Below are 4,260 nucleotides of genomic sequence, written 5' to 3' on the forward strand. Positions count from 1 at the left end.
GGTAAAGTAGTCCCAAGCAGCACCATAAGGACTGTAGTCTTCACGCACGGTTCCCCACTGGCGTTCACTCAAATAGGGTCCCCATTTTTTCCACGGCATCTGTCCTTGGCGAGTTTCTTGCAAACGTTGGACTTCAGGGATCATAGGGTTTTCATCCTTAGCGATGGCAGAGTTAGCCTCATAGGCGACCAAGACATGCCCAAGCCACCGGCCTAGACCTCAGATGGCTACTTACTCAGGCAGTTTGTCACAGGCTAGTGTACATGGATGATGACAATTCCGATGTTTGATACCCAACATGGTTGCTCGCCGTTGCGATCTCCTAATGAACAGTTAGGTCTTGTGACCAGCTATGTGCAACGATAGGTGCAAAGAGGTGGGAAGGCATTAGTGGTGTTAACCAACTGCTCTACTCCTTGCCCACAAGTTCCTTTTATTGTCGTTACTAAGTTGTCATCATCATGTCATCGTCTAACTTTGCCTCAGAATTGGAAGCTTTTCAGCGCTTGCGGGACTTTCGAGCTATCTTGCTGCGCCTCCACAAAGCCCTCCTAGAGTCTGAGCGCGTCACCTATGAGCAAGAATACGGTGTGATTGCCTCTAGCGGAGAGTTTTTTCGGCTAGTCATTGATCATGAGTGGTTTGCGTGGTTGCGTCCCATGTCCCAGTTTATTGTCCAAATTGATGATCTACTTAGCCCTAAAGCATCAGCAACCCTTGCCCAAGCCGAAGCATTGCTAACTCAAGCTCAAGACCTAATTACGCCACATACAGAGGGCACATTGGATGAGCACCGCTATGTGCAAGCAATTCAGCGCGATCCTAATGTGGCCATGCTCTATGCAGATGCTGCTAGGGTTCTACGGGTGTGACAGTGATGCAACTGTAATCACAGGCTATGTGACAACTTGGAAACAGTACTACAGACAAGTTCTTACAGCCAATACCCTAGAGATAATAGAGGAAAGGTCGGAGAACTGCTGGTGTAGCGATTGTCCGACCATACCTGTTGAGTAGTTGAGGCCTTGTCACTATGAAATGTCTCCGTCGTCTATTGGCCATTCCTGCTGCCATCACGCTGAGCTTGGGCACGGCTGAATTCACCCCAGCTCAGACTGTGCAACTTTCTCCCAATTTTAATCCTAACCCCATGGTACTCACGGGCACATCTGGCGGGTCTGGGGCAAAAACCTGCGGCAATCTTCCCGCTGGCCCCAGCCAGACAATCACTCTGACCCAAGCGATGGATCTAACCTTCCGAGTACAAGGTGCTAACTCCCTGACGCTAATGTTGAAAGCTCCTGATGGGGGCGAATTTTGCGTCATTTCCGATGGGTCTGGCAATCCCCTAGAGCAACCAGGTTATTGGAATGCAGGTACCTATCAGGTTTACATTGGCGATCGCACCCCTACGGGTCATGCCTACACCTTGAGTATTACTAGGAACTAGCCTCATGGTTGGCATTGTTAGCCATAGTTGACCATCGTTACTGGGTGGTGTTATGAGTGGCGATGGAGTCTGGCAAGTTGTCTGAGGCTTGGGAACTGTGATCAGCGTTGCTGTTCTCTACTACGTCTAGAAACTCCTGGAGCTTCATGCGCGGGATGTAGGGCCATCCTCCGGCCTGCTCAATGTCTCGCAGTAGGCTGTATAGCTGTTGACGATTAGTGGGTAATGCCGGTTGAAATAGGTTATCGCGAATGTCGTGGTGAAGTGCTTCCAGTAGCCGCAGAAGTGAGAGCAATTCCCCATAGTTGCCTTGATACTGATATGCAGTCGATTTCACGATATCAGTAATCTGCTGGAATGGATTTGTCATTGCTATCACCTCTCCCATGGCTCTGGATGCGTGTACACAATCACTACTAAGGGCAGACACCAAGAAATCTGCCTATATTCTAAGCCTTGGTCTACTTGGCTTGATAGTTTTTATTAACACATCTGCCCAAGACTAACTAGTACAGGGCTAACTGCGGGCAACTCCTTCTTGGCGAGCAGATTGCTGCACGGCGGCGGCTACCACAGAGGCTATGCGTTCGTCAAACACAGAGGGAATAATGTGCTCTCGATCAAGGTCAGCAGGACTTACTAGGGATGCGATCGCCCGCGCTGCTTCTAGATACATGGTGGTTGTTAGGGTTTTGGCCCGACAGTCGAGCGCACCTCGAAAAATCCCTGGAAACGCTAACACGTTATTAATTTGGTTGGGATAGTCGCTCCGCCCTGTGGCCATCACCGCTACATCTTGAGCTACCAGTTCAGGCTGGATCTCAGGAATAGGATTCGCCATGGCAAACACTATAGGATCCCTAGCCATAGAGCGTACCATCTCTGGAGTAAGCACACCTGGAACACTGACACCGAGGAAAACATCAGCACCCTGGAGAGCATCCGCCAAAGTAGGGATGGCATCAGCAGTGGAAACGTCGATTGCAAAGGCTTGCTTTTCTGGATTCAGATCGGTGCGACTGGTACAGATCAGTCCTTTAGAATCGCACATGCGGATGGTGGTCACTCCGGCTTTTTGCAACAGGCGGGCAATAGCAACGCCAGCCGCTCCGGCTCCGTTGATGACAATGCTCACATCACTCAGGGACTTATTCACCAGTTTCACAGCGTTGATTAGCGCCGCTAAGGTGACGATCGCTGTCCCATGTTGGTCATCATGAAACACAGGAATATCTAATTCTTGGCGCAGACGGGCTTCAATTTCAAAACAGCGGGGAGCAGCAATATCTTCTAGATTTATGCCGCCAAATACTGGAGCAATGTGCTTAACAGTCTGCACAATTTCGTTGGTATCTTGGGTTGCCAAACAAATCGGAAAGGCATCTACTCCCCCAAATTCTTTGAACAGCATAGCCTTGCCTTCCATCACGGGCATAGCAGCCTCTGGCCCCAAGTTCCCTAGACCTAGGACAGCGCTACCATCAGTAACGATCGCTACCGTATTTTGCTTAATCGTCAGCTTATAGACTTGGCTAGGATCCTGGGCAATTGCCGTACAGATGCGCCCCACGCCAGGGGTGTAAGCCATAGCCAGATCGGCCTGTCCCTTAAGGGGAATCTTACTGTGAACGCTGATTTTGCCACTGCGATGGAGGTTAAAGGTGCGATCGTATACATTGACCAAAGTAATGTCAGGCACAGCCTTCACAGCGGCCACAATCGTCTCAGCGTGTTCCGTGCTCGCTGCGTCTACCGTCAAGTCACGAAGGGAAATCTGACGAGTTTGCTCGATTAGGTCAATCTGGCCAAGATTGCCACCCTCTTCTGCGATGGCTTGAATTACTTGCGACAGCATTCCCGATCGATTCGGCAACTGCACACGAATTGTCAAACTGAAACTAGGATTCGGAGTCAAATTGGTCATGGCAATAATGGTCAGTTTGGGGATAAGGCAAGGTTCAGATCAAATCATAGAGTCTGTTTGGCAAGAAACCATGAATAGTTCTGCTAGATTCGATGACATTTTAGTTGGGGCATAGTCTTGTTGAATGCTAGTCCGCTCACAGTGCTGAGCAAATAACTAGCATCGGTTACTATGAAGAACGACCATAACTACTGATTTTGCTCGTCTGCTCTCATCCTCTAGACCCTTCTCCCAAGCAAGAAGGGGAACAAAACCAGATTGAAGTTCCTTTCCCCAAGAGGGGAGAGAGCTTTAAGTGAGGGCAACCTGAGCAGTTACGGACGACCTTAAAACCGCAACCTTGAACTGATTGCCAAGACCATCATGCTAGCGAAACGAATCTTGCCCTGTTTGGATGTGAAAGCAGGCCGCGTAGTGAAGGGAGTGAACTTTGTCAACCTTAAGGATGCAGGAGACCCTGTTGAGTTAGCACAGGTCTACAATCAAGCTGGAGCCGATGAGTTAGTGTTCCTTGACATCACGGCTACCCACGAAGATCGCAGCATTATTTTTGATGTGGTCTATCGCACGGCAGAGCAGGTCTTTATTCCCTTGACCGTTGGTGGTGGCATTCAGTCCCTAGAGACGATTCGGGAACTGCTACGAGCGGGTGCAGACAAGGTGAGTATCAATTCAGCTGCTGTCCGAGATCCAGATTTGGTGAATCGAGCTAGCGATCGCTTTGGTGCTCAGTGTATTGTAGTGGCCATTGATGCCCGCCGTCGCACCGATCCAACTAACCCCGGCTGGGATGTGTATGTTCGAGGTGGACGGGAAAACACAGGCCTGGATGCAGTTGCTTGGGCTGTTGAGGTTACCAAGCGGGGTGCAGGCGAACTGCTGGTGA

Annotated in this window: 5 protein-coding genes; 3 read left to right on the plus strand and 2 right to left on the minus strand. The window is 50.0% G+C overall.

Annotated features, from left to right (window positions below; translation table 11 throughout):
- Window positions 1-461 precede the first annotated feature (461 nt).
- Window positions 462-872 (plus strand): hypothetical protein, encoded by a 411-nt coding sequence (locus NZ772_14805; protein ID MCS6814822.1) that lies wholly within the window; start codon window positions 462-464, stop codon window positions 870-872.
- Window positions 873-1,033: 161 nt separating this feature from the next.
- Window positions 1,034-1,450 carry a hypothetical protein gene (locus NZ772_14810; protein ID MCS6814823.1) on the plus strand — a complete coding sequence of 139 codons (417 nt, stop codon included), beginning with the start codon at window positions 1,034-1,036 and terminating at the stop codon, window positions 1,448-1,450.
- Between the two features lie 37 nt (window positions 1,451-1,487).
- Here NZ772_14810 and NZ772_14815 read toward each other — a convergent pair whose 3' ends face one another.
- Window positions 1,488-1,820 (minus strand): hypothetical protein, encoded by a 333-nt coding sequence (locus tag NZ772_14815; GenBank protein MCS6814824.1) that lies wholly within the window; start codon window positions 1,818-1,820, stop codon window positions 1,488-1,490.
- Window positions 1,821-1,967: 147 nt separating this feature from the next.
- Window positions 1,968-3,374 carry an ACT domain-containing protein gene (locus NZ772_14820; protein ID MCS6814825.1) on the minus strand — a complete coding sequence of 469 codons (1,407 nt, stop codon included), beginning with the start codon at window positions 3,372-3,374 and terminating at the stop codon, window positions 1,968-1,970.
- 363 nt (window positions 3,375-3,737) lie between these two features.
- Between NZ772_14820 and NZ772_14825 the strand changes: the two genes are divergently transcribed.
- The coding region (locus NZ772_14825; protein ID MCS6814826.1) for an imidazole glycerol phosphate synthase cyclase subunit at window positions 3,738-4,260 on the plus strand (523 nt) is incomplete at its 3' end.

The sequence above is a fragment of the Cyanobacteriota bacterium genome, from assembly GCA_025054735.1.
In the GTDB taxonomy this organism is placed as follows: Bacteria; Cyanobacteriota; Cyanobacteriia; order SKYG9; family SKYG9; genus SKYG9.

Bases quoted from the DNA above. Each gene is read 5' to 3' on its own strand.
- NZ772_14820 (MCS6814825.1), bottom strand. From the start codon at position 3,374: ATGACCAATTTGACTCCGAATCCTAGTTTCAGTTTGACAATTCGTGTG.
- NZ772_14805 (MCS6814822.1), top strand. From the start codon at position 462: ATGTCATCGTCTAACTTTGCCTCAGAATTGGAAGCTTTTCAGCGCTTG.
- NZ772_14815 (MCS6814824.1), bottom strand. From the start codon at position 1,820: ATGACAAATCCATTCCAGCAGATTACTGATATCGTGAAATCGACTGCA.
- NZ772_14810 (MCS6814823.1), top strand. From the start codon at position 1,034: ATGAAATGTCTCCGTCGTCTATTGGCCATTCCTGCTGCCATCACGCTG.